Origin of the sequence: Micromonospora musae (genome assembly GCF_003626545.1) — a bacterium.
Lineage (GTDB): Bacteria > Actinomycetota > Actinomycetes > Mycobacteriales > Micromonosporaceae > Micromonospora > Micromonospora musae.
In genome coordinates this window covers 130,367-149,822 of sequence record NZ_RAZS01000007.1, presented here as the reverse complement: position 1 = coordinate 149,822, position 19,456 = coordinate 130,367, and the positions used below count along the sequence as shown (strand labels likewise).

Genomic DNA, 19,456 nt, shown 5'->3' with positions numbered 1-19,456 from the left:
ATTCTCGCCGACCCGACCCCCGGGCCGGAGTCGCCCCGCCCAGGCTGCCCACGCTACGGGAAGAGCGACGCGTGACATGATCGGCGAACGATGAGTGAGCCGACGTTCGCCACCCTGGTCAGCCGCTGGTACGAGGAGAACGCCCGCGACCTGCCGTGGCGCAAACCGGGCGTCAGCCCGTGGGCGATCCTGGTCAGCGAGGTGATGCTTCAGCAGACGCCGGTGGTCCGGGTGCTGCCCGCGTACGAGGCGTGGCTCGCCCGGTGGCCGGTGCCGGCCGCGCTGGCGGCGGAGAGCCCCGCCGAGGCGATCCGGATGTGGGGACGGCTCGGCTACCCGCGCCGGGCCCTACGGCTCCGGGAGTGCGCGACGGCGATCGTGGAGCGGCACGGCGGGAAGGTCCCGGACCGGCTCGACCAACTGCTGGCGTTGCCGGGCGTCGGCACGTACACGGCCCGTGCGGTCGCCGCCTTCGCGTACGGGCAGCGCCACCCGGTCGTCGACACCAACGTACGGCGGGTGGTCTGCCGCGCGGTGGCCGGCGAACCCGACGCCGGACCCGCCACCCGCCCGGCGGACCTGCTCGCCACCGAGGCGCTCCTGCCGGCGGAACCGGCCGCGGCGGCGCTCGCCAGCGCGGCGTTCATGGAGTTGGGGGCGGTCATCTGCACCGCCAGGTCACCGCGCTGCGACCTCTGCCCCGTCGAGTCGACCTGCGCCTGGCGCGCGTCCGGGCAGGCCGCGCCGGCCGGCCCCACCCGCCGCCCCCAGCGGTACGCGGGCACCGACCGCCAGGTACGCGGGCTGCTGCTCGGGGTGCTCCGTGAGACGACCGGACCGGTGCCGCGGCAGCGTCTCGACCAGGTGTGGACCGACGGCGCGCAGCGCACCCGGGCACTGACCGGTCTGGTCCAGGACGGCCTCGTCGAGCCGGTCGGCGACGACTCGTACCGCCTCGTCGGCGACGGCTATTGATCGACTCGACTTCCTTGAAGTCGGGCTGTCCGCGTGGCCGGATGACCCGACTTCCTTGAAGTCGAGTCGATCACCCGCGGAGGACGGGAAAGGCGGGGCCCCGGTGGCTGCTGCCACCGGGGCCCCGCCCCTTACTGCTCTCCGACGTTACGCCGCCGCGTCGTCCGCGCCCGCGGTGGCAGCGCCACCGAGATCCGCCGGCACGGCGTCCGGAACGGTGTCCGGCTTGTCCGCGCCCCGGAAGACGAGCTTCGACTTGTCGATGTCGGCCGGGTCGCCCTCGCAGTCCACCACCACGATCTGACCCGGGGTCAGCTCGTTGAAGAGGATCCGCTCGGAGAGGTTGTCCTCGATGTCGCGCTGGATCGTGCGACGCAGCGGACGCGCACCGAGCACCGGGTCGAAGCCCTTCTTCGCCAGGTACTTCTTGGCGTTGTCGGTCAGCTCCAGACCCATGTCCTTGTTGCGCAGCTGCGTCTCGATCCGCTGGATCATGATGTCGACGATCGAGAGGATCTCCGACTCGCGCAGCTGGTGGAAGACGATGGTGTCGTCGATCCGGTTCAGGAACTCAGGCCGGAAGTGCTGCTTGAGCTCGTCGTTGACCTTCTGCTTCATCCGGTCGTAGTTGGAGTCGGAGTCCTCCGACGCCTGGAAGCCCAGCGACACCGCCTTGGCCACGTCACGCGTACCGAGGTTGGTGGTCAGGATGATGACCGTGTTCTTGAAGTCCACGATCCGGCCCTGACCGTCGGTGAGCCGACCGTCCTCCAGGATCTGGAGCAGCGTGTTGAAGACGTCCGGGTGGGCCTTCTCGATCTCGTCGAAGAGGACCACCGAGAACGGCCGACGCCGCACCTTCTCGGTCAGCTGCCCGCCCTCGTCGTAGCCGACGTAGCCGGGAGGGGCACCCACCAGCCGGGAGACCGTGTAGCGGTCGTGGAACTCGGACATGTCCAGCTGGATGAGGGCGTCCTCGCTGCCGAACAGGAACTCGGCCAGCGCCTTGGAGAGCTCGGTCTTACCGACACCGGACGGACCGGCGAAGATGAACGAGCCCGACGGACGCTTCGGGTCCTTCAGGCCGGCGCGGGTACGCCGGATCGCCTTGGACACCGCCTTGACCGCGTCCTCCTGGCCGATGACGCGCTTGTGCAGCTCGTCCTCCATGCGCAGCAGGCGCGAGGTCTCCTCCTCGGTCAGCTTGTAGACCGGGATGCCGGTCCAGTTGCCGAGCACCTCGGCGATCTGCTCGTCGTCGACCTCGCTGACGACGTCCAGGTCACCGGCCTTCCACTCCTTCTCCCGCTGCGCCTTCTGGCCGAGGAGCTGCTTCTCCTTGTCCCGCAGCTGGGCGGCGCGCTCGAAGTCCTGCGCGTCGATCGCGGACTCCTTGTCGCGGCGGACCTGGGCGATCCGCTCGTCGAAGTCGCGCAGGTCTGGCGGCGCGGTCATCCGCCGGATCCGCATCCGGGCACCGGCCTCGTCGATCAGGTCGATCGCCTTGTCCGGCAGGAAGCGGTCGGAGATGTACCGGTCGGCCAGGGTCGCGGCAGCCACGAGAGCGGCGTCCGTGATCGAGACCCGGTGGTGCGCCTCGTAGCGGTCGCGCAGTCCCTTGAGGATCTCGATGGTGTGGGCCAGCGAGGGCTCACCCACCTGGATCGGCTGGAAGCGGCGCTCGAGAGCGGCGTCCTTCTCCAGGTGCTTGCGGTACTCGTCGAGGGTGGTGGCACCGATGGTCTGCAGCTCGCCGCGGGCCAGCATCGGCTTGAGGATGCTCGCCGCGTCGATCGCGCCCTCGGCGGCACCCGCGCCCACCAGGGTGTGGATCTCGTCGATGAAGAGGATGATGTCGCCGCGCGTCCGGATCTCCTTGAGCACCTTCTTGAGGCGCTCCTCGAAGTCACCGCGGTAACGGGAACCGGCGACCAGCGCACCGAGGTCGAGCGTGTAGAGCTGCTTGTCCTTCAGAGTCTCGGGCACCTCGCCCTTGATGATCTTCTGGGACAGCCCCTCCACCACGGCGGTCTTACCGACGCCGGGCTCACCGATCAGGACCGGGTTGTTCTTGGTACGGCGGGAGAGCACCTGCATGACCCGCTCGATTTCCTTCTCGCGCCCGATGACCGGGTCGAGCTTGCCCTCACGGGCGGCCTGGGTCAGGTTACGGCCGAACTGGTCCAGCACGAGGCTGGTGGACGGCGCGGCCTCACCCGAAGCGGCGCCGGCGGCAGCCGGCTCCTTGCCCTGGTAGCCGGAGAGCAGCTGGATCACCTGCTGGCGGACCCGGTTGAGGTCCGCGCCGAGCTTGACCAGCACCTGGGCGGCGACGCCCTCACCCTCACGGATCAGACCGAGCAGGATGTGCTCCGTGCCGATGTAGTTGTGGCCGAGCTGCAGCGCCTCGCGCAGCGACAGCTCCAGCACCTTCTTGGCCCGCGGCGTGAACGGGATGTGCCCGCTCGGCGCCTGCTGGCCCTGGCCGATGATCTCCTCGACCTGCTGGCGGACGCCCTCCAGCGAGATGCCGAGGCTCTCCAGAGCCTTGGCGGCGACGCCCTCGCCCTCGTGGATCAGGCCCAGCAGGATGTGCTCCGTACCGATGTAGTTGTGGTTGAGCATCCGGGCCTCTTCCTGGGCCAGGACGACAACCCGTCGCGCTCGGTCGGTGAACCGCTCGAACATGCCCTCGTGCTCCTCACGTGCCGTGCGCCTTGATGGTCAAAGATCTTGGCGGGGCCGGTGCGCGGACGTCCGGGACGGGCGTCCGTGCCTCATTACTCTATCGCCGCGGACCGACTCAGCTGAGGTCGTGTGGCTCCGGCAGCTGCCGCGTACGCGTCGTTTTGCACAACCGTGCGCGCTCAGGAGGTGTTCCGGTACCCCCGGCGCTACGCGTAGAGCGAAATTCTCACCGTCGCCCGAACGGGCTGTCCGGGCCCTCGGGTGGGCCGGATCCGCGTCGGCGCGGCCCGTCGGCGGGCCGCCCGGGAGTCATCCACAGGCTGTGGACGAATACTCCACCGGCTGTGGACAACGCCGCCCCGCGGGGGTTTCTTCCCAGCGCAGCGAATCACAATCAGGTTGATACCGGACACGGCGGCGGGAAGCTCGCACTCCGGGCCCCAGATGCGGCGACGCCGGCCCGGAGATGCTCCGGCCCGGCGTCGGTCGCCGCCACAGTCGCCTCGATCAGCGCCGGGCGTGGTACTCGTCGACGATCTCCTGGGGGATGCGTCCCCGGTCGGAGATGTCCTTCCCCGCCTTCTTGGCCCAGTCGCGGATCGCGCGGTTCTGCTCCCGGTCGGCGGTCGCGCCGCCCCGGCCGCGGGCCGCCCGGCCACCGACCACCACGCCGCCGCGGCCGACCTTGGTGCCCGCCCCGACGTACGGCGCGAATACGTCGCGCAATTTCTCGGCGTTCGAACTCGACAGGTCGATCTCGTACTGGACGCCGTCCAACGCGAACTTGACCGTCTCGTCCGCGTCCCCGCCGTCCAGGTCATCGACCAGCTTGTGAATGATCTGCTTGGCCACGTCCCACATTCCTTTCGAGCAGGGTGCTCCTGCTAACTCGCAAGCACAATAACCCGTACGACGCACATGGCGTCAATAGGATGCGGTATGACAGCCCGGCGGCGACCGGCGACTACTCGGGACGGACCAACGGGAACAGGATCGTTTCCCGAATTCCCAGCCCGGTGAGCGCCATCAAGAGCCGATCGATTCCCATTCCCATACCACCGGCCGGTGGCATTCCGTACTCCATGGCGCGGAGAAAGTCCTCGTCGAGCCGCATCGCCTCGTCGTCACCGCGGGCGGCGAGCTGCGCCTGGGCCACCAGCCGCTCCCGCTGCACGACCGGGTCGACCAGCTCCGAGTACGCGGTGGCCAGCTCGAAGCTGCACACGTAGAGGTCCCACTTCTCGGCGAGCCCCGGCTCGGTGCGGTGCGCCCGGGTGAGCGGGCTCGTCTCCACCGGGTAGTCCCGGATGAACGTGGGCTCGATCAGCCCCGGGACGACCAGCTCCTCGAACAGCTCCTCGGCGAGCTTGCCGGGGCCCCACTTCGGGTCGACGGCGAGCCCCACCTTGTCGGCGTACTCCACCAGGCGGGCGCGCTCCGTGCGGACCGTGACCTCCTCGCCGAGCGCCTCGGAAAGCACCCCGAACAGCGTCACCGACCGCCACTCGCCGCCCAGGTCGAACTCCCGCCCATCGGCGTGCGTGACAACCGTCGAGCCGCTCACCGCGATCGCCGCCTGCTGCACGAGATTGCGGGTCAGCTCGGCCATCGTGTCGTAGTCGCCGTACGCCTGGTAGGTCTCCAGCATCGCGAACTCCGGAGAGTGCGAAGAGTCGACACCCTCATTCCGGAAGTTGCGGTTGATCTCGAAGACCTGGTCGACACCACCGACCACCGCGCGCTTCAGAAACAGTTCCGGCGCGATTCGCAGATACAGATCGGTGTTCAACGCATTGCTGTGGGTCACGAATGGGCGCGCCGCGGCGCCGCCGTGCAGCAACTGAAGCATCGGGGTCTCGACCTCGATGAAGTTCCGCCCGTGCAGGGAGTCGCGCAGACTACGGACCGCCGCGGCCCGGGTACGGACCATCTCCCGCGCCTGGGGGCGGACGATCAGGTCGACGTAGCGCTGCCGGACGCGGGCCTCCTCGGAGAGCGGCTTGTGCGCCACCGGCAGCGGACGCAGCGACTTCGCCGTGACCGCCCACTCCTCGACCAGCACGGAGAGCTCACCGCGCCGGCTGGTGATCACCTCGCCGGTGACGCCGACGTGGTCACCGAGGTCCACCAGGCGCTTCCAGTCCTCCAGCCGCTCCGGGCCGACCCGGTCCAGGGAGAGCATCGCCTGCAACTCGGTGCCGTCACCGTCCCGGAGGGTCGCGAAGCAGAGCTTCCCGGTGTTCCGTACGAAGATCACCCGGCCGGTGACGGAGACCCGGTCGCCGGTCGCGGTGTCGGTCGGCAGGTCGGCGTAGCGCGCGCGCACCTCGGCGAGGGTGTGCGTGCGGGAGTAGCCGACCGGGTAGGGCTCGACGCCGTCGGCGAGCATGCGGTCCCGCTTCTCCCGGCGAACCTTCATCTGCTCCGGAAGGTCGTCGGCGGGGTCCACGGGTAGGGCGTTCTGCTCGATCACGGCATGCTTCCTCGTCAGGGAGATACGGGGGTCACGCCCGAGCGTACTCAAGCCCCCAGTCGGCTGTTACGGGATAACCTCCGCGTCATGGTTGATCACACCCAGGCCCTCTCCTTCGGGGCCGCCGCGGCCGAGTACGACCGTTTCCGGCCGCGTTATCCGGAAGCGGCGCTGCGGTGGGCCCTCGCGGGCGTGGCCACCGTGCCCGCTCGCGTCGTCGACCTCGGCGCCGGCACCGGGATCCTGACCCGGGGCGTGCTGGCCCTTGGGCACGAGGTGATCCCGGTGGAGCCCGACCCGGGCATGCGCGCCCAACTCGACGCGGCGACGCCCGGCACGACGGCGCTCGCGGGCAGCGCAGAGGCCGTGCCGCTGCCCGACGGCACGGTGGACGCGGTGCTGGTGGGGCAGGCGTACCACTGGTTCGACCGGGAGCCGGCGCACGCCGAGCTCGCCCGACTGCTCCGGCCCGGCGGCACCTTCGCGCCGATCTGGAACATCCGCGACGAACGGGTCGGCTGGGTGGCGGAGCTGGGCCGGATCGCCCACCTGGGGGACAGCGCCGGAAACGTCGTCGAGAAGTACGCCGACTTCGGCCCGGAGTTCCAGCCGATCGAGGCGGGCGAGTTCGAGCACACCACCACGCTCACCCCGGACGACGTGGTCGCGCTGATCAGGACCCGCTCGTACTGGCTCACCGCATCCGCCGAGGAGCGGCAGCGGGTGGAGCGGGGCCTGCGGCAGCTCCTCGCCACCCACCCCGACCTGGCCGGGCGGGCGACGGTGGAGCTGCCGTACTGGACCGTCGTGCTGCGGGCCCGGCGCCGCTGACCGGCGCGGCCCCGTCGATCACGTGTTGCGGTCGTAGATCATCCGCAGGCCGATCAGCGTGATCATCGGCTCGTGGTGGGTGATCGTCCGGCATTCGTCGATGACCAGCGAGGCGAGGCCCCCGGTGGCGATGACCGCCTTCACGTCGCCGAGCTCCTCGGCCATCCGCTCGACGATGCGGTCCACCTGCCCCGCGAAGCCGAAGTAGAGGCCGGACTGGAGGCACTCCACGGTGTTCTTGCCGATCACCGACCGCGGCTTGGTGGCCTCCACCTTGCGCAGCTGGGCCGCGCGCGCGGCGAGCGCGTCGAAGGAGATCTCGATACCCGGGGCGAAGGCGCCCCCCAGGAACTCGCCGCGTTCGCTGATGACGTCGAAGTTTGTGGTGGTACCGAAGTCGACAACGATCGACGGACCGCCGTAGAGCGTGTACGCGGCCAGGGTGTTCACCACCCGGTCCGAGCCCACCTCCTTGGGGTTGTCGATCGCCAGCTGGACCCCGGTCCGCACCCCCGGCTCGACGATCACGCTGGGCAGCTTGTCGTAGTAGCGGGCGAGCATCGAACGCAGCGAGCGCAGCGCCGCCGGAACTGTCGAACAGGCCGCTACTCCGGTGATCTCGACGGCGTCGCCGGCGAGCAGTCCCCGGAACATCAGCCCCAGCTCGTCGGCGGTGGACCGGGCGTCCGTCTTTATCCGCCACGAGTGCACCAGCTTGTCGCCGTCGAAGGTCGCCAGCACGGTGTTGGTGTTTCCGATGTCGATGCAGAGCAGCACGCACGAAGCCTAGACAACGCGCGTCCGGGCAGGGCGCGGAGCGGGTCGGGCTATGGCCACGGCGACGCTTCGGAGCTGATGACGTAGACGATTCGGTACGAGCCGGCGGTCGCCGCGCCGCTCCCGGCGCGCACCCGCCACCACCCGCGCGCCCGCCGTCGGCGGACCGACCGCGCGGCGCGCGATGACGCCAACAACTCAGCTCCAAAGGAGCCGAACAGGACAACCACCCGAGCCCGACGCACAGGCCGAGCCCGGCGCAAACGTGTCCATCGGCGAGCCCGAGCAGCCAGACCGAGGCGTTATTCGGTACGGAGGTCCAGGGCGATGTCGAGGATCGGCGACGAGTGGGTCAACGCGCCGACCGAGAGGTAGTCGACCCCGGTCGCCCCGTACTCCGCCGCCACCGGCAGGGTCAGCCCGCCCGTCGCCTCCAGCTCGGCCCGGTCCCCCACCTGGGCGACCACCTCACGCAGCTGCGCCGGGGTCATGTTGTCCAGCAGCAGGAAGTCGGCGCCCGCCTCGACCGCCTCCACCGCCTCGGCGACGGTGTCCACCTCCACCTGCACCGGCACCTCCGGGAACGCCGCCCGGACCCGCCGGTAGGCGGCCGGGATGCCGCCCGCCGCGAACTTGTGGTTGTCCTTGATCATCGCGACGTCGTAGAGGCCGAACCGCTTGTTGGTGCCACCACCGGCGCGTACCGCGTACTTCTCCAGGGAGCGCAGGCCCGGCGTGGTCTTCCGGGTGTCCAGCACCGTCGCCTTCGTGCCGGCCAGCGCGTCGGCCCAGGCCCGGGTGTGCGTGGCCACCCCGGACATCCGGCTGAGCAGGTTGAGCGCCGTCCGCTCGGCGGTGAGCAGCAGTCGGGTCGGGCCGGTCACCGTCGCCAGCACGTCACCGCGGGCCACCCGCCGGCCGTCGTGGGCCACCAACGACACCTCGACCGTACGACCGGCGCCCGTCACCTCCCCGACCAGTTCGAAGACGGCGGCGGCCACGGCCAGCCCGGCGACCACGCCGTCCGCGCGAGCCACCAGGTCGGCGGTGTCGGTCTGTTCGGCCGGGATGGTCGCGACGCTCGTGACGTCGAGGAACTCCGGGCCCAGGTCCTCGGTCAGCGCGCCGACGATCAACCCGCGTACCTCGCTCGGGTCCAGACCGCCGACCCGCAACGCCTGCTCCGTCGACTCCCTCATCGCGTCCCCTCCCACTGCTGCGTCAACCGGCCATGCGCACCGACCGCCTCGACGAGGTGGCCCAGCCACCGCTCGTCAGCCGTCGGGAAGTCCTCCCGCCAGTGACACCCACGGGTCTCCTGGCGGGCGTACGCGGCGGCGACCAGCGTCGACGCCACCGTGATCAGGTTGGTCGCCTCCCAGTCGGCCATCCGCGGCCGCCCCCGCCCGGTACCCAGGTCGGTGAGGACCCCGGCCGTCGCGGCGAGCGTCTCCGCCGAGCGGAGCACTCCCGCGCCCCGGGTCATGGCCCGCTGCAAAGTCGGCGTCCCCTCCGCCGGCACCACCCAACCGGTGCCGCCCACCCAGGCCCCGACCTCGGCCGGCCGGGCCTGCTCGGGCAGCCCGACGCCGATCTCCTCGGCGATCCGGCGGGAGAAGACCAGCCCCTCCAGCAGCGAGTTGCTGGCCAGCCGGTTCGCGCCGTGCACCCCGGTGCAGGCGACCTCGCCGCAGGCGTACAGGCCGGGGATGGAGGTGCGGCCGCGCAGGTCCGTGCGGACCCCACCGGAGGCGTAGTGGGCGGCCGGCGCGACCGGGATCAGGTCGGTGGCCGGGTCGACCCCGATCGCCAGGCAGGACGCCACGATCGTCGGGAAGCGGCGGGCCAGGAAGTCACCGCCGAGGTGCCGGGCGTCGAGGAAGACGTGGTCCGCCCCGGTGGCGAGCAGCACCCGGTGGATGCCCTTCGCCACGACGTCCCGCGGGGCCAGCTCGGCCAGCTCGTGCTGGCCCACCATGAAGCGCTTCCCGTCACCGTCCACCAGGTACGCGCCCTCGCCGCGCAGCGCCTCGGAGACCAGCGGCTGCTGGGCGCGGCCGGTGCCGGGCACCCCCGCCTGCTCCGGCACGATCAGGGCCGTCGGGTGGAACTGGACGAACTCGACGTCGGTCACCGCCGCGCCGGCGCGCATCGCCAACGCCACCCCGTCGCCGGTCGAGACCGCCGGGTTCGTGGTGGCCGCGAAGATCTGCCCCATGCCGCCGGTGGCGAGCACGACGGCCCGCGCCAGGATGGCGCCGACCCCGTCCTCGCTGCCCTCGCCGAGCACGTGCAGGGTGATCCCGCACGCCGGGCCGAGCCCGTCCGGGCCGTCGCCCGGTGCGCGCAGCAGGTCCAGCACCAGGGCGTGCTCGACCAGCCGGATCCACGGATCACGGCGTACGGCGGCGTGCAGCGCCCGTTGCACCTCGGCACCGGTCGCGTCGCCGCCGGCGTGCACGATCCGGTCGGCCCGGTGCCCGCCCTCCCGGGTGAGCATCAGCGAGCCGTCGGGATTCCGGTCGAACTCGGCGCCGATCCGCATCAGCTCGCGCAGCCGGATCGGTCCCTCCTCGACCAGGACGCGGACCGCGGCCGGGTCGCAGAGCCCCACCCCCGCGATCTCGGTGTCCGAGGCGTGCGCGGCCGGGGTGTCCGCCGGGTCGAGCACCGCGGCGATGCCGCCCTGCGCCCACCGGGTGGAGCCGTCGTCGATGTTGACCTTGGTCACGACGGTGACGTGCAGACCCGTCTCCCGCAGGTGCAGCGCCGCGGTGAGCCCGGCCACGCCCGAGCCGACCACGATCACGTCGGTGGTCTCCACCCAGCCCGGGGCCGGCGCCGCCAGCAGCCTCGGCAGGGCCGGCACGTCGACGGTCGGAAACTCCATGAAGACAGTCAACCCCGAGTGAGGCTCGCGAGAGGCGGCGGGGGCGGGACGAGTGGTTTGGGCTACTCCGTCCGTACCGGCTCAGCGAGTGCGTACCGGCAGGCCGGCCGGGCCGGCGTCGTTGAGCGAACCGATGACCGTCCGGTGGCTGAGCCAGAGGTAGCAGCGCACGCCCCGGTCACCGACCCGCCACCGCCCCGCCCCGGGTGGACGGACCACCACACCGCTGCGGAAACGGAGCTGGGCGTCGTCGGGCACACCGACGAACCGGCCGAGCACCGAGCGGCACCCGGCGTAGAGGGGCAGCCAGTCCGCCTGTCGCGTCGGGTACGGGCCCTCGGGAGCCCGCCACACCCCGACGAACTCGGCGTCGTGGCGGGTCGCGCAGTCGACCGGTACCAGCGCCTGCACGGCCCCGCCCTCGCCGCCGCGGGTCTGCTGGCAGCCCAGCCGCAGCGGAGACGGGCCCTTCAGCGCGTCGCGGAGACTGCCCGTACGGGTCACCACTGTCGCGGCGGCCTCGACGGTGTTCAGCTCGGAGAGGTCGCACCGGTACCAGCGGGAGCCGGCCGCCCAGCCCACCCCCGAGGGCACCGCCACCGAGAGTCGCAGCCTCCCGGCCCGCCAGTCGTCCCCCACGTACCCGGTGGCCCGGGTGTCGCACTCGGCGAACGCGCCCCGCAGCTCGGCAGAGCCACCGGCGGGCGCGGCGGGCGACGCCGTCGGAAACGCGCCGACGTGCACGGTCTCCACCCGGTGCGGCTCGGCGCAGTCGATCGGCTGGTACGCCGCCAGGGTCACCACGTCCGCGAAGTCGGCCGCCTGGCACACCCCGACGGCCGGGGTGAAGGCCGCGGCGGCCGGCAGGGCGGGCCAGTCGTCGGTGACGTCGCCGTCCCCGTCACCCGTCGCGCAGCCCGCCAGCAGGACCGCCGTGGTGGCGACCGCGAGCAGGACGGTCATCGAACGGCGCATCGCGGCCTCCCCCAGGCACCGCCCGCCTCCCGGCAGGTGTGACAAGGGTAACCAGCAATGACCTTCCGGTGACAGACCGCGTTTGCCGGCCGAGTCGCCCCGGACGGGCCGAACGTGGGCCGGTCAGACCACGGCGTACGGGTTCCGGATGGGGTCACCCGCGGTGCCGGGGACCGCGGTCGACGGGTCCGCCGTCAGGTCCACGACGCGGTTGTCGACGTCCACATGCACCACGCGGGGCCGGTAGGTACGCGCCTCGGCGTCGTCCATCTGCCCGTACGAGATGAGGATGACCAGGTCACCGGGGTGCACCAGGTGTGCGGCCGCGCCGTTGATGCCGATCACGCCGCTGCCGCGCTCGCCCGGGATCACGTACGTCTCCAACCGGGCGCCGTTGGTGATGTCCACGATCACCACCTGCTCGCCGGGGAGCAGGTCGGCGGCGTCGAGCAGATCCTCGTCCACCGTGACCGAGCCGACGTAGTGCAGGTCGGCCTGGGTCACCGTGGCCCGGTGGATCTTCGACTTGAGCATCGTTCGCAACATCGGGGTGGGCCTTTCGTGGAGCGGGGGGTTCAGGAACGGGGGGCGAGGTGGACCGGCATGTTGTCGATCAGGCGGGTGGCGCCGACCCGGGCGGCGACGAGCAGCCGCGCCGGGCCGTCCACCGGGCCCGGCTCCAGCTCCGGGTCGGTCAGCACCAGGTAGTCCAGCTGCGCGCCGGGCGTACCGGCGCCGAACGCGTGGTGTGCGGCGCTGAGCACCACACCGGCGTCCCCGCCCTGCTCGGCGGCGTCGGCACCGGCACGCAGCGCGGCGGAGAGGCTCAGCGCGGCGGCCCGCTCGGGCTCGGAGAGGTACCGGTTGCGGCTGGAGAGAGCCAGCCCGTCCGGCTCCCGCACGGTCGGCACGCCGACCACCCGCACCGGCACGTCCAGGTCACGGGCCATCCGCCGGATCAGGGTCAACTGCTGGTAGTCCTTCTCGCCGAAGAAGGCCAGGTCGGGCCGGGTGAGCTGGAACAGCTTCAGCACCACGGTCAGCACCCCGTGGAAGAAGCCGGGCCGGCTCTGCCCCTCCAGGTCCTCACCGAGGCCGCCCGGATTGACCCGGACCCGGGGCTCGCCACCCGGGTAGATCTCCTCCCGGCTCGGCGCGAAGACCACGTCCGCGCCGGCCCGCCGGCAGACCTCCAGATCGGCGGCGAGGGTACGCGGGTAACGGTCGAAGTCCTCGTTCGGGCCGAACTGCAGCGGATTCACGAAGATCGTCACCAGCACGTGGTCGGCCTGTTCCCGAGCCACGCGCAGCAGCGCCTCGTGCCCCTCGTGCAGGGCACCCATGGTCATCACCACGCCGACCGCGCCGGTCAGCTCGGCGCGCGCCCTCGCGAGTTCCTCGCGGGTCGTCACCAGCTCCATGTGGCGGCCACCTTCCGGATCGTCGTCGACCTGTTCATGCCGCACCGTCCCGGTCACGCGGCGGTCCGCCGCTGGGTGTCGGCGAGCACCCCGAGCAGCGACGCCGCGTCCGTCGGGGCCAGCCGACCGCCGGCGATGGCCCGGTCGGCGGTGCGGCGGGCGAGGGCCAGGTACGGGGCCACCGACTCGGGCGCGGTCGCCGCGAGCCGGGCCAGGTGGCGCTCGACGGTGCCGGCGTCGCCACGGGAGACCGGGCCGGTCAGCGCGTCGTCGCCGTAGCGCAGCGCGTTCTCCAGCGCGGCCCGCAGCAGCGGGGCGAGCACCTTCTGCGGCTGGGTCACCCCGGCGTCGCGCAGCCGGTCGGCCGCCTCGTTGACCAGCGTCACCAGATGGTTGGCGCCGTGCGCCAACGCCGCATGGTAGAGCGGGCGGTCCGCCTCACCGACCCACTCCGGCACCCCGCCGAGGTCGGCGACGAGCCGAGCCGCGAGCGGCCGGAGGTCGGCGGGCGCGGTCACCCCGTACGAGATGCCGGCGAGCCGGCCGAGGTCGTCGGAGGTGCCGGTGAAGGTCATCGCCGGGTGCAGGGCGAGTGGTCGGGCGCCGACCGCCTCGGCCGGGTCGAGCACGGCCAGCCCGTGCGCCCCGGAGGTGTGCGCGACCACCTGCCCGGGGTGGAGCAGGCCGCCGTCGGCCAGCGCGGCGACCACCCGGGCGAGGGCGTCGTCCGGTACGGCGATCAGCAGCAGATCGGTGGCGGCCCGGGCCACCTCGGCGGCGGAGCTCGGCGCGACGCCGGGCAGCAGCGCGAACCGGTGCGGGTTGACGCCCGATCCGCCGGTGGCGGCGACCACCCGGTGCCCGGCGGCGGAGAACGCTGCACCCAGTACGGCGCCGACGCGGCCGGCGCCGATGACGCCGACGGTGAGGCTACGGGGAAGGGCGCCCGGACGGGCGGAGCCCACGGCGACGGCGGCCCGCCTGGGGGCGGCCGGACGCGGGCGCAACGGTGCGCTCATGGCGATGATCCAGTCCTCGAGAGGGGTACCGGTCGATCTGAAGTATGCGCCCGCCGGAGGGCATCGAAACCCCTGGTGTGAAAACCTTCACCACCCGGGGCGGCGGGTCGGAAGCGACGCCCTCCCGGCCCGTCCGCGGCGGGGACGAGGAGTCGCCCCGGGCCGGATGACCGTAGGGTCGGCACGTGACGGCCCCTCCGACCGAGGAATGAACTGATGTCGATCCGCTGGCGGGACGCGATGGACCGGGCGCTCTACGGCCCGGGCGGCTTCTTCGTCTCCGGGTCCGGCCCGGCCGACCACTTCCGCACCAGCGTGCACGCGTCCCCGGTCTTCGCCGCTGCCCTGCTCCGCGTGATCGAGCAGGTCGACGCCGTCCTCGGCCACCCCGACCGGCTGGACGTGGTCGACGTCGGCGCCGGTCGCGGCGAGCTGCTGCGGGCCCTCGCCGGGATGCAGCCGGCGACGGCGGCACGGTTGCGACTCACGGCTGTCGAGTTGGCACCGCGGCCGGACGACCTGCCGGACGAGATCACCTGGAGGGCCGAGATCCCGAGCGGGATGACCGGGCTGCTCCTGGCCACGGAGTGGCTCGACAACGTACCGCTGGACATCGCCGTCCACACCGAGGGCGGGTGGCGCTACCTGCTCGTCGACCCGGCGACCGGCGAGGAGTCGATCGGTGACCCGGTCGGTCCGGAGGACGCCGAGTGGCTCGCCACCTGGTGGCCTGTGCCCGGCAGCGACCCAGCCGACTCGACCGGCCCGGAGACAGCCACGGCGACCGACGCCCGGGCCGAGATCGGACGGAGCAGGGACGAGGCCTGGGCCGAGGCGGTGCGCCACGTCGACCGGGGGCTGGCGTTGGCCGTGGACTACGGGCACCTGCGGGCGGAACGGCCGATCGGCGGGACGGTCACCGGATACCGGGGCGGGCGGCAGGTACCGCCGGTGCCGGACGGATCGTGCGACGTCACCGCACACGTCGCCCTGGACTCCGTCGCCTCCGCCGGTGAGCGGGTCGCCCGGTGCGCGTACACCTTGTCGTCGCAGCGGGAGGCGTTGCGGGCGCTCGGGGCCGACGGCGGCCGGCCGCCGCTGACGCTGGCCGGCACCGACCCGGCCGGGTACGTGCGGGCGCTCGCCGCGGCGTCCACGGTGGCCGAGCTGACCGACCCGGCCGGCCTGGGCGGGCATCGGTGGCTGTGGCAACCGGTCGACGTGCCGCTCGACCCGGTCGTGGCACGATGACGGGCATGACCACCGACGCCCGGGATCTCCGTGAGCTGACCGTCGGCACCGGAGCCGGCCTGGTGGCGGGTGCCGGCGGGGAGCAGCTCGGCACCGACATGGTGCTCAACATCGGCCCGCAGCACCCCTCCACCCACGGGGTGCTGCGACTGAAGCTGGTGCTCGACGGTGAGCGGGTGGTCTCGGCCGAACCGATCGTCGGCTACATGCACCGGGGTGCGGAGAAGCTCTTCGAGGTACGCGACTACCGGCAGATCATCGTGCTGGCCAACCGGCACGACTGGCTGTCGGCCTTCTCGAACGAGCTGGGCGTGGTGCTCGCCGTCGAACGGCTGATGGGGCTGGAGGTGCCGGAGCGGGCGACCTGGCTACGGATGGCCCTCGCCGAGCTCAACCGGGTGCTCAACCACCTGATGTTCCTCGGCTCCTACCCCCTGGAGATCGGCGCGATCACGCCGATGTTCTACGCCTTCCGCGAGCGGGAGACGCTCCAGACGGTGATGGAGGAGGTCTCCGGCGGCCGCATCCACTACATGTTCAACCGGGTGGGCGGGCTGAAGGAGGAGGTGCCGTCCGGCTGGACCGGCCGGGCGCGGGCCGCCATCGGTGAGGTACGCCGACGCATGCCCGACCTGGACGACCTGATCCGGCGCAACGAGATCTTCCTGGCCCGTACCGTCGGCGTCGGGGTGCTCTCGGCGGCGGACGCCGCGGCGTTCGGGGCCTCCGGCCCGGTCGCCCGCGCCTCCGGCCTCGACCTGGACCTGCGCCGCGACGATCCCTACCTCGCCTACGACGAGCTGAACGTGCCGGTGGTGACGCGGACCGCCGGGGACTGCCACGCCCGGTTCGAGCTCCTGCTCGAGCAGGTGTACGTCTCGCTCGACCTCGCCGAGCAGTGCCTGGAGCGGGTCGACCGGCTCACCGGGCCGGTGAACACGCGGCTGCCGAAGGTGGTCAAGGCACCCGAGGGGCACACCTACGCGTGGACCGAGAACCCGCTCGGCGTCAACGGCTACTACCTCGTCTCGCGGGGCGAGAAGACGCCGTGGCGGTTGAAGCTGCGCACCGCGTCGTACGCCAACGTGCAGGCGTTGGCGACCCTGCTGCCGGGCTGCCTGGTGCCGGACCTGATCGCGATCCTCGGCTCGATGTTCTTCGTGGTCGGCGACATCGACAAGTAGGCCGCCCCCGGGCGGCGCCGGTCAGCGCCAGCGGGAGCCGTCGTCGCGGGGCGGGTAGCCGTAGGGGTCCTCGTCGACCCGCGCGCGGCGGCTCACCCGCTCCGGCTCGGCGTCGACCGGCCCCCGCTGGCGCGGCGGGCGCCACTCGTCGGGCACGGGTACCCCGCCGGCGGGCAGCGCCCGCTCCTCCGGCTCGACCCAGCCGCCCCGCCGGCCCTCGTCGCGGCCCCGGTCGTACTCGCGGCGCGGCTCGTCCCGACGGACCGACGCCCAGCGGTCGGCGACCCGGTACTCACTGCCGGTCGCGTCGGCGTGCGCCTCGGCCCGCCGCTCGCCCATCCGCAGCTCCCGGCCCCGGTCGTCCTCCCGGACCGAGGCCCACCGGTCACCGGCGCGCAGCTGCGCCCAGTACTGGCCGGTCTCGTCCGCCTGCACCGGCCGGTCCGGCTCCGCCGGCTCACCCCAGCCCCGCGCCTCCGGGCCGGCCGGCGGCTCCGCCCGGTCCCACTGGCCCTCCGGGGCCGACCAGCCCCGCTCGTCGCGCCGACCCGAGCGAACCCGGTCGTCGCGCGGATCATCCCAGCCGGGCTCGTCACGCGGGCCACCGGCGCCCGCCCACGGGCGCTCGTCACCGGAGCGGGGGCGCTCGTCCTGCCCGGCGTACCCGGACCAGGAGCGCTCCTGCGGGTTGCCGCCCGGCCACCGCTCCTCGGCGGCGCCCCACTGCCGCTCCTCGGCCGGCGGCGACCAGCCGCCCGAGTACCCGCCGCCGTACCGCCCGCTGGCCGACTCCGCCGGGCCGCCGTCCACGATCGTGTGCCGGGTGGTGACGTGCACCGTCTCGGTGTGCCGGACCACGCCCAGCGGCCGCGGCTCCCCCCGGCCCTCCGGCTCGCCGGGACGGGGCGCGGCGGCGTAGCCGCCGGCCGCGGCGCCCGCACGCTCGCCGCCGTACCCGGCGGCCGCGGCACGATCGCCGTACGCCCCGGCCGAGCCAGCACGATCGCCGTACGCCCCGGCCGAGGCGGCCCGCTCGCCGTACGTCCCGACGGCCGGCCGCTCCGGCTCGGGGTCCGGACGGTCGGCGCCGTGCCGGCCCGACGCCGAACGGGGGGCCGGCTCCTCGTCGTCCGCCCCGCCGGAGCGGGCCCAGCGGGGCCCGGGCTCCTCCCGGGGCGCCCGCGCGCGTCCGGTCGGAACGTCCTCCTCGGGCTCGGCGACCGGCACCCGGGCCCGACCTGACCCAACCGGCTCCTCGGCCCCGCCCAGGGCCGCACCGGCGAGGGCGGCACTGGTCGCCTCCAGCCTGCGGCGTACCGCGGTCACCGCCTCCTGGGCCCGCTGGGCCTGGTCGAGAGCCTGGTTTCCGCGTTGCGCGGCGGCCACGATCTCACTGCGCAGCTCACGGCGGAGCTCGTCCAGCTCGTCGAGAACCTCGTCGACGCGGCCCTGGCCGCTCTCCCCGTCGGGGCGGAGCGCGATCGACAGGCCGATCAGCACCACGGCCAGGATGGCGAGCACCGCGCCGAAGCGCAGCGTCCCATTGCCGTCGGCGACCAGCAGGATCAGCGCCGCCACCGGCGCCAGTCCCACTCCGATCCAGAAGAGGGCCGTCAGGAGGGAACGGCTACGCATGGCTTCGGGGGCCGGCATGGCTGTGCAGCCTACCGAGAGTCGGCTTCGGGTGGGAATGGGCCCGTGCCACCGCGGCCGTACCCGGGATCGACCCGAAAAAGGCCCGGCCCGGCCGGCCGAAGCCGACCGGGCCGAGCCCGTGCAGAGGGGTCAGCCGGCGAGCGCGCCGTCCGAGGAGAGGACGAGGCCCACGCTGGCGCTACCGGTCTTCAGCGCGTTCTTGGTCTGCGGACCACCGGCGTCCAGCGAGCTGAAGGAGCCCGCGTGGAAGTTGTAGACCTGGACCAGTCCGGCCTGGCAGGTCACCCGCTGCGGGCACTCCGGCGGCCCGGCCAGCACGGTCGCCTGGCCGGAGCACTTGCTGGCCAGCTCGGAGAGGGTCTTGACGCCGTACTTGTCGGAGAACGCCTTGGTGACCGCGAAGGCGTTCTGGTCCTGGGCGGCCGACGGCGTGCCGAAGGTGATGCCCACCTTGTCGCCTTCGGCCCGCAGCGCGGTCACGGTCTTGTCGATCTCCGGCGAGGCGACCGGCTTGGCGTTCGGGCCGTTGGCCTTGGTGTTGAGGAACTCGGCCATGCTCGCGGCGTACTCCGGGACCACCTGGATCTCGCCCTTCTCCAGGGCGGGCTCGTAGAGCTCCCGGCTGCCGATCTGCTGCACGCGGACCTGGTAGCCGGCGGCGGTCAGCACGATCCGGTAGAGCTCGCCGAGCGTCTCGCTCTCGCTGAAGTTGGCGGCGCCGACCACGAGCGGCCCGCCCGGGCCCTTGGCGATCCCCGCGGTGAGGTTGTTCGCCGAGGCGAACTCCTCCGCGGCGGTCTTCGGGGTCTTGCGGTCCACGTCGACAGCCTTGTTGAGCTGGATGAGCTTCGGCGTGTCCAGCGCGGCGGAGACCTTGTCGACCGCGGCGAGCAGCTGCGGGTTCGCCGCGTCGGCGTTGACGGCCGGGATGACGTTGTCGCTGTTCTGCTGCCCCTTGTCGTCGGCGAGGACCATCAGCTGGTCCCCCGCGACCGGGGCGCAGCCCGCCCCGCTCGCCTCCTGCTTCGGGGCGTCGGTGCCGGACGAGCCGGCGCCGCCGCAGCCGCTCAGCAGTCCGGCGGCGGTGAGGGCCGCCGCAGCGCCGACGGCCAGTCGAATACGTGCGCGCATGTATAGCCCGCCTTCCGTGTCCCGGCGCGACCCTTCCGGGCCGGCCGCGTGTCCGACGGGCGATCGTTCCGATGCCCGCGACGTCCACCCAACATCCTCCAGCCGAGTACGACAACCGGAGGGGAGGTTCGTCACCTGATCGTCACCGTCTCGCCAGGCGGGAGGGGGTGTGGCGGCGTTCGGCC

Annotated in this window: 16 protein-coding genes; 4 read left to right on the top strand and 12 right to left on the bottom strand. The window is 72.7% G+C overall.

All coding sequences use genetic code 11. The features are described 5' to 3' along the window. The first annotated feature begins 90 nt into the window (after positions 1–90). A complete protein-coding gene (locus tag D7147_RS20645) occupies positions 91–975 on the top strand; it encodes an HhH-GPD family protein (RefSeq protein WP_120680169.1) in 885 nt (294 codons plus the stop codon). A gap of 147 nt (positions 976–1,122) precedes the next feature. Here the strand turns inward: D7147_RS20645 and D7147_RS20640 are convergent, their stop codons facing one another. From D7147_RS20640 to lysS, 3 genes are all read right to left on the bottom strand, one after another. After that, positions 1,123–3,663, bottom strand: a complete 2,541-nt coding sequence (locus D7147_RS20640) for an ATP-dependent Clp protease ATP-binding subunit (RefSeq protein WP_120680167.1) — start codon at positions 3,661–3,663, stop codon at positions 1,123–1,125. Positions 3,664–4,170: 507 nt separating this feature from the next. Continuing rightward, complete coding sequence (locus D7147_RS20635; RefSeq protein WP_199716655.1) at positions 4,171–4,515, bottom strand: histone-like nucleoid-structuring protein Lsr2; 345 nt, start codon at positions 4,513–4,515, stop codon at positions 4,171–4,173. A 112-nt stretch (positions 4,516–4,627) separates the two neighbouring features. Next, the gene (gene lysS, locus D7147_RS20630) at positions 4,628–6,136 is read right to left on the bottom strand and encodes a lysine--tRNA ligase (RefSeq protein WP_120680164.1); all 1,509 of its coding nucleotides are present in this window, start codon (positions 6,134–6,136) and stop codon (positions 4,628–4,630) included. Positions 6,137–6,223: 87 nt separating this feature from the next. Here lysS and D7147_RS20625 point away from each other — a divergent pair, with 87 nt between their 5' ends. Then, entirely contained in the window at positions 6,224–6,967 is a 744-nt protein-coding gene (locus tag D7147_RS20625; protein ID WP_120680162.1) for a class I SAM-dependent methyltransferase, read from the top strand. A gap of 18 nt (positions 6,968–6,985) precedes the next feature. Here D7147_RS20625 and D7147_RS20620 read toward each other — a convergent pair whose 3' ends face one another. The 7 genes from D7147_RS20620 to D7147_RS20590 all read right to left on the bottom strand — a co-directional run bounded on the left by D7147_RS20620 (position 6,986) and on the right by D7147_RS20590 (position 14,049). Continuing rightward, entirely contained in the window at positions 6,986–7,744 is a 759-nt protein-coding gene (locus tag D7147_RS20620; RefSeq protein ID WP_120680160.1) for a type III pantothenate kinase, read from the bottom strand. A gap of 302 nt (positions 7,745–8,046) precedes the next feature. Then, positions 8,047–8,943 carry a carboxylating nicotinate-nucleotide diphosphorylase gene (gene nadC, locus D7147_RS20615; protein ID WP_120680621.1) on the bottom strand — a complete coding sequence of 299 codons (897 nt, stop codon included), beginning with the start codon at positions 8,941–8,943 and terminating at the stop codon, positions 8,047–8,049. Next, positions 8,940–10,634 carry an L-aspartate oxidase gene (locus D7147_RS20610; protein WP_120680157.1) on the bottom strand — a complete coding sequence of 565 codons (1,695 nt, stop codon included), beginning with the start codon at positions 10,632–10,634 and terminating at the stop codon, positions 8,940–8,942. Before D7147_RS20610 ends, nadC begins: the two co-directional genes overlap by 4 nt. 81 nt (positions 10,635–10,715) lie before the next feature. Then, the gene (locus tag D7147_RS20605; protein ID WP_120680155.1) at positions 10,716–11,609 is read right to left on the bottom strand and encodes a septum formation family protein; all 894 of its coding nucleotides are present in this window, start codon (positions 11,607–11,609) and stop codon (positions 10,716–10,718) included. 123 nt (positions 11,610–11,732) lie between these two features. Beyond that, positions 11,733–12,155: an aspartate 1-decarboxylase gene (panD, locus tag D7147_RS20600; protein ID WP_120680153.1), complete on the bottom strand. Its 423-nt coding sequence runs from the start codon at positions 12,153–12,155 to the stop codon at positions 11,733–11,735. Positions 12,156–12,184: 29 nt separating this feature from the next. Beyond that, complete coding sequence (panC, locus tag D7147_RS20595) at positions 12,185–13,030, bottom strand: pantoate--beta-alanine ligase (protein ID WP_120680619.1); 846 nt, start codon at positions 13,028–13,030, stop codon at positions 12,185–12,187. A gap of 53 nt (positions 13,031–13,083) precedes the next feature. Further along, complete coding sequence (locus D7147_RS20590; protein ID WP_120680151.1) at positions 13,084–14,049, bottom strand: Rossmann-like and DUF2520 domain-containing protein; 966 nt, start codon at positions 14,047–14,049, stop codon at positions 13,084–13,086. A gap of 216 nt (positions 14,050–14,265) precedes the next feature. Here D7147_RS20590 and D7147_RS20585 point away from each other — a divergent pair, with 216 nt between their 5' ends. Both D7147_RS20585 and D7147_RS20580 read left to right on the top strand, forming a co-directional pair. Next, a complete protein-coding gene (locus D7147_RS20585; protein WP_120680149.1) occupies positions 14,266–15,300 on the top strand; it encodes an SAM-dependent methyltransferase in 1,035 nt (344 codons plus the stop codon). Next, positions 15,297–16,484 (top strand): NADH-quinone oxidoreductase subunit D, encoded by a 1,188-nt coding sequence (locus tag D7147_RS20580; RefSeq protein WP_199716654.1) that lies wholly within the window; start codon positions 15,297–15,299, stop codon positions 16,482–16,484. Before D7147_RS20585 ends, D7147_RS20580 begins: the two co-directional genes overlap by 4 nt. A gap of 21 nt (positions 16,485–16,505) precedes the next feature. On the opposite strand, the gene D7147_RS20575 is transcribed toward D7147_RS20580, so the two are convergent. Together D7147_RS20575 and D7147_RS20570 are read right to left on the bottom strand one after the other, a co-directional pair. Then, positions 16,506–18,137 carry a hypothetical protein gene (locus D7147_RS20575; protein ID WP_199734216.1) on the bottom strand — a complete coding sequence of 544 codons (1,632 nt, stop codon included), beginning with the start codon at positions 18,135–18,137 and terminating at the stop codon, positions 16,506–16,508. A gap of 132 nt (positions 18,138–18,269) precedes the next feature. Then, positions 18,270–19,271 (bottom strand): glycine betaine ABC transporter substrate-binding protein, encoded by a 1,002-nt coding sequence (locus D7147_RS20570; RefSeq protein WP_120680145.1) that lies wholly within the window; start codon positions 19,269–19,271, stop codon positions 18,270–18,272. Between the last annotated feature and the right edge of the window lie 185 nt (positions 19,272–19,456).

Bases quoted from the DNA above. Each gene is read 5' to 3' on its own strand.
- D7147_RS20645 (WP_120680169.1), top strand. From the start codon at position 91: ATGAGTGAGCCGACGTTCGCCACCCTGGTCAGCCGCTGGTACGAGGAG.
- D7147_RS20640 (WP_120680167.1), bottom strand. From the start codon at position 3,663: ATGTTCGAGCGGTTCACCGACCGAGCGCGACGGGTTGTCGTCCTGGCC.
- D7147_RS20625 (WP_120680162.1), top strand. From the start codon at position 6,224: ATGGTTGATCACACCCAGGCCCTCTCCTTCGGGGCCGCCGCGGCCGAG.
- nadC (WP_120680621.1), bottom strand. From the start codon at position 8,943: ATGAGGGAGTCGACGGAGCAGGCGTTGCGGGTCGGCGGTCTGGACCCG.
- D7147_RS20610 (WP_120680157.1), bottom strand. From the start codon at position 10,634: ATGGAGTTTCCGACCGTCGACGTGCCGGCCCTGCCGAGGCTGCTGGCG.
- D7147_RS20605 (WP_120680155.1), bottom strand. From the start codon at position 11,609: ATGCGCCGTTCGATGACCGTCCTGCTCGCGGTCGCCACCACGGCGGTC.
- panD (WP_120680153.1), bottom strand. From the start codon at position 12,155: ATGTTGCGAACGATGCTCAAGTCGAAGATCCACCGGGCCACGGTGACC.
- panC (WP_120680619.1), bottom strand. From the start codon at position 13,030: ATGGAGCTGGTGACGACCCGCGAGGAACTCGCGAGGGCGCGCGCCGAG.
- D7147_RS20590 (WP_120680151.1), bottom strand. From the start codon at position 14,049: ATGAGCGCACCGTTGCGCCCGCGTCCGGCCGCCCCCAGGCGGGCCGCC.
- D7147_RS20585 (WP_120680149.1), top strand. From the start codon at position 14,266: ATGTCGATCCGCTGGCGGGACGCGATGGACCGGGCGCTCTACGGCCCG.
- D7147_RS20580 (WP_199716654.1), top strand. From the start codon at position 15,297: ATGACGGGCATGACCACCGACGCCCGGGATCTCCGTGAGCTGACCGTC.
- D7147_RS20575 (WP_199734216.1), bottom strand. From the start codon at position 18,137: ATGCCGGCCCCCGAAGCCATGCGTAGCCGTTCCCTCCTGACGGCCCTC.
- D7147_RS20570 (WP_120680145.1), bottom strand. From the start codon at position 19,271: ATGCGCGCACGTATTCGACTGGCCGTCGGCGCTGCGGCGGCCCTCACC.